At 58.1% G+C, this 1,015-nt stretch carries 2 protein-coding genes; both read left to right on the top strand.

What is annotated here, in order from left to right:
- Window positions 1-385 (top strand): efflux RND transporter periplasmic adaptor subunit (locus AC1DRJ_RS29420; protein ID WP_477805220.1); only part of this gene is annotated, 385 nt, incomplete at its 5' end.
- Between the two features lie 13 nt (window positions 386-398).
- Window positions 399-1,015: efflux RND transporter permease subunit (locus tag AC1DRJ_RS29415; RefSeq protein WP_477805219.1), on the top strand; the 617-nt coding region annotated here is incomplete at its 3' end.

Raw genomic sequence — 1,015 nt, 5'->3', positions numbered from 1 at the left:
CTTGGACAACCCCGACGGCAAACTGTTGCCCGGCATGTTCGCCAGCCTGCAGGTACTGCTGCCCAACCCGCAGCCGCGCGTCGTCGTACCGGAAAGCGCGATTACCTACACCCTTTACGGCAATTCGTTTTACGTGGTCGCGCAAAAAAAAACCGAAGACGGCAGCGTCGAAATGAACGACAAGGGCGAGCCGATACTGATCGCCGAACGGCGTTTCATTGAAACCGGTGAGCGTCGCGAGGGCATGGTGGTCATTACCAAAGGTGCGCAGGACGGCGAAACAGTGGTCACAGCCGGCCAGATCAAACTGGACAACGGTGCACGCATCGCAATCAGYGACGACAAGACCTTAGCCAAGAAGAACAGTCAGCCGCGCGCGGACTGATCAAGGAACCCCCATGGCTTTTACCGACCCGTTCATCCGCCGTCCGGTCCTCGCGACTGTGGTCAGCCTGTTGATCGTACTGCTGGGCCTTCAGGCCTGGAGCAAACTGCCGCTGCGCCAATACCCGGTCATGGAAAACGCCCTGATCACGGTGACGACCGTGTACCCCGGGGCCAATGCCGAAACCATTCAGGGCTACATCACCCAACCGATGCAGCAAAGTCTGGCCAGTGCCGAAGGCATCGATTACATGACCTCGGTCAGTCGCCAGAACTTCTCGGTGATCTCGATTTACGCTCGAATTGGCGCCAACTCCGATCGCTTGTTCACCGAACTGCTGGCCAAAGCCAACGAGGTGAAGAACCAACTGCCGCAGGACGCCGAAGATCCAGTGTTGAGCAAGCAATCAGCCGATGCCTCGGTCTTGATGTACATCAGTTATTTCAGCAAGGAATTGAGCAACCCACAGATCACCGATTACCTGTCGCGGGTCATTCAGCCGAAACTGGCGACCCTGCCGGGCATGGCCGAAGCCGAAATTCTCGGCAAGCAAGTGTTTGCCATGCGCCTGTGGCTGGACCCGGTGAAGCTYGCCGGTTTCGGCTTGAGTGCCAGCGACGTGACCAACGC

Source organism: Pseudomonas sp. P5_B2, assembly GCF_056400445.1.
The sequence above is the reverse complement of the archived record's forward strand: the minus strand, read 5'-3'. Positions and strand labels throughout refer to the sequence as shown.